We start from the raw sequence: 3032 nt of genomic DNA, 5'->3' as shown, positions 1-3032 counted from the left end.
GATCTCCTTCGTCATCGCGGCGCAGACGAAGCCCGAAACGGGGCTTTCAGGCGGCGCCCTCGCGGGAATCATCATTGCCGTCGCGATCGTCGCGATCGCCTTTGCATTGTTTGCGCTGTTTATTTTCCGTAAGGATAAAAGTATCGGCTTGTCCGATTTTTATAAAAAGCTTTGGAAAAGGATTGTCAAAGGTCGGACGGAAAGTATAAAAGAAGCGGAATTTCCCGCCGAAGAAAACGAAATAGACGAGGACGACAAGAGGGAATAAAAGCGAAAACGAAAAATTTTAAAAGGAGAAAAGGGAGCGTATCACCGCTCCTTTTTCTATATGTCTTGACGGTAAACGCAAAAAGGGAAAACGAACTTTTAAAGACGAATTGCCGGAAACGTCAGTGTACGGTGAGGGGGACGGACGTGATTTTGGATGGGAAGAACGGAAGCGCCCCGGAAAACGAGTCATGCCGATAAAAGGAATTGTGTGTTGTAAATACGTTGCATGATAAGGTTCCCTCGAAATAAAAATTTCGTTTTGTGAAAGAAAATTTACGATTTGTTAAAGTATGGTTGATTTTAAGGTTCAAATGTGTTAAACTCAATAGGAATAGATTTTGAAGGAATGTTTTTCACTTATGAAACGTCGCCTGTCCATATAGGAGAACCGTAGGTGGTTTGGGGGAAATGCATATGAGAATATTCGATTTTTTTACAATCATATATGACGAAGTTTTTATACTGCAACTTTTAGCGGTATCTTTTTCTATTGTCTGGATTTTTTATGATTGGAAAAAGGAAACGAAAAATATCGCAATCGGAATCGCATATATTTGCGGCACATTTTTGGTGGGAACGCTGCTGAATTGGTTGCTGTTTGCTTTGTCGACGGTTTGGCGGGCCGTCGCGGGAATTCATTTTCAGATTGCCTGGCTTCTGACAATATTTTTATATCTCGGCATTTTCGACCGCACTTATGTCACGAGCCGCTTTATTATCGGAGCGACTATATTTATCACCGCTATCACGACTGCCGAATTCGGCCATGAACTGGGCGGCTATCTGGGAAGCGTCTATCGCGGCCGATCTTGGGATTGGATATGCTATTTAGCCGATTTGTTCATGATAGGCTTCGCTTTTGTCATTCATAAATACACCTTGAAGAGATACAACGATATTCCGGTGCTTTCCGTGGTGCTGATTTTGATAACGACGATTGTTTCGACTGCGTTAATCATCAGCAAGACCGTTATAAAGATGTCGGCGGGAATGCGATTCGAGGCTTATTATTGCATAGAGCTCGCGGGGATTTTTGTAATATCCGTAATAAGTTATTTAATGGTCTATTATCATTGTAAAGTGCGAAAAGAAAAAACGATTTTAGAAGTACAGAATAAATTGCTGGAAGCCGATAAACAAATGCTCATTATTTCCGAGCAGGCAATAGAAGAAATGCGCTCTTTGCGCCATGATATGAAAAATCAGCATAAAGTCATGGAAATCATGCTCAAAGAAGGAAGGTACGATGACTTAAAGGAATACTTTTTCTCTATGGAAAAAAGCGATATGCAGTCTACTTTCAGCGGATTCATTAATTGCGGAAATCAGCTTATCAACTCGATTGTCAATATGGAGATATTAAAAGCCAATTCCTACGGAATATCGCTGGTTTCGAAAATCAACGTTCCGCAGTTTCTGCCCTTTGAGCCGAGCGATTTGTGCCGCGTATTGGTAAACTTGCTGGATAACGCGATAGAGGGCATTTTGCGCACGGAGAGCCGGGATTATCTCATTGACTTGAAGATAGGAAAGCGAATGGATTATTTATATATCAGCGTGCAGAATGAAATTCGCGACGATGCGGACAGAGAAAGTTTGTTGAAGATGAATACGGCAAAGGACGATGCGGTGAATCACGGCTACGGACATAAGATCGTCAAGCGCATCGTAGAAAAATATAACGGTTACGTCCATTATACGATTGTGGAAAACGAATTTGTCGCCGAAGTGATGTTAGAATTGAAGCGGGGGGGGTAATGAATAAACAACTTAATTTTGCCGTTTGCGACGACGATGAAATCGTCTGCGAGGCGATTTGCGAAAAAATCAGCAAAATCGTAACGTCGTGCGGAATTTCGGTTTCTTGCGATAAATACGTTTCGCCGGTGTCCTTATATAATAATATCAAGAACGGGGAACGTATTTACGACGCATTATTTTTAGACATCGATATGCCTAAGCTTGACGGAGTGGAGCTGGCAAAAGCGCTCAGAAAAAGAGAAAGTACGGTGGATATTATTTTTGTGTCGAACAGAGAAGATAAAGTTTTTGAAACGTTTCCCGTCAGACCGTTCGGTTTTATCCGCAAAAATAATTTTACGCACGATTTGAAGGATACGCTGCACTCTTATATCAACGCGCGCGTTATAAATAACAGTTACGTGGCGCTGAAAACGGCGAACAATTCCGTGATTCGCAGAGTCGGCGTTTCGGATATCGTCTATATCGAGAGTTTCCGCTATAAACAGTATGTCTATATGGAGGACGGAGAACAGATCGAGATTCACATGACGATGAGGGAATTGGAAAGCAAGCTGGAAAAGTTTGACATCGTCCGCGTCTATCAGGGATACCTCGTGAATTTAAAATATGTTCAGAGAATAGAACGGACGGATATTTTGTTAAATTATAAGGACGGAATTACGATCAGCATCAGTCGGGAAAAAGTACAGGAATTAAAAGCGCTGTATTTGAACTATTTACGAAAAATCGGAGCGGTTCTGTTTGACGACGAATGATCGCGCGTTCCGTTTTCAAGCTTTCCATAAACACGGATATTTACCGAACGGGTAAGTATCCGTGTTTTTTTGCGCTTGTTTCGGCGTGCAGTTTGTACGTGAAATTTTACAGTTTGCAGTGATTCGGCGCAGAATATATGCGTTTTGCCGCCGTTTGTTTAATTGCTCTTGAAATTTTATGTCGCATTCTATATAATCTTACCCGTAAAGTATTTGCAAAACATGAATTGCAAATAACAAAAG

At 41.6% G+C, this 3032-nt stretch carries 3 protein-coding genes; all 3 read left to right on the top strand.

Annotated elements, in window-relative coordinates; genetic code table 11:
- Positions 1–268 (top strand): hypothetical protein (locus Q5866_RS20980; RefSeq protein WP_303182336.1); only part of this gene is annotated, 268 nt, incomplete at its 5' end.
- A 416-nt stretch (positions 269–684) separates the two neighbouring features.
- Positions 685–2028 carry a sensor histidine kinase gene (locus tag Q5866_RS20975; protein ID WP_303182334.1) on the top strand — a complete coding sequence of 448 codons (1344 nt, stop codon included), beginning with the start codon at positions 685–687 and terminating at the stop codon, positions 2026–2028.
- Positions 2028–2789, top strand: coding sequence for a LytTR family DNA-binding domain-containing protein (locus Q5866_RS20970; RefSeq protein ID WP_177701597.1), 762 nt, complete (start codon positions 2028–2030; stop codon positions 2787–2789). Before Q5866_RS20975 ends, Q5866_RS20970 begins: the two co-directional genes overlap by 1 nt.
- Positions 2790–3032 lie beyond the last annotated feature (243 nt).

Origin of the sequence: uncultured Butyricimonas sp. (genome assembly GCF_959596855.1) — a bacterium.
GTDB classification, from domain to species: domain Bacteria; phylum Bacteroidota; class Bacteroidia; order Bacteroidales; family Marinifilaceae; genus Butyricimonas; species Butyricimonas muris.
This window is presented reverse-complemented; position numbering and strand designations above follow the sequence as displayed.

Coding starts and splice junctions, on each gene's coding strand:
- Q5866_RS20975 (WP_303182334.1), top strand. CDS start 685: ATGAGAATATTCGATTTTTTTACAATCATATATGACGAAGTTTTTATA.
- Q5866_RS20970 (WP_177701597.1), top strand. CDS start 2,028: ATGAATAAACAACTTAATTTTGCCGTTTGCGACGACGATGAAATCGTC.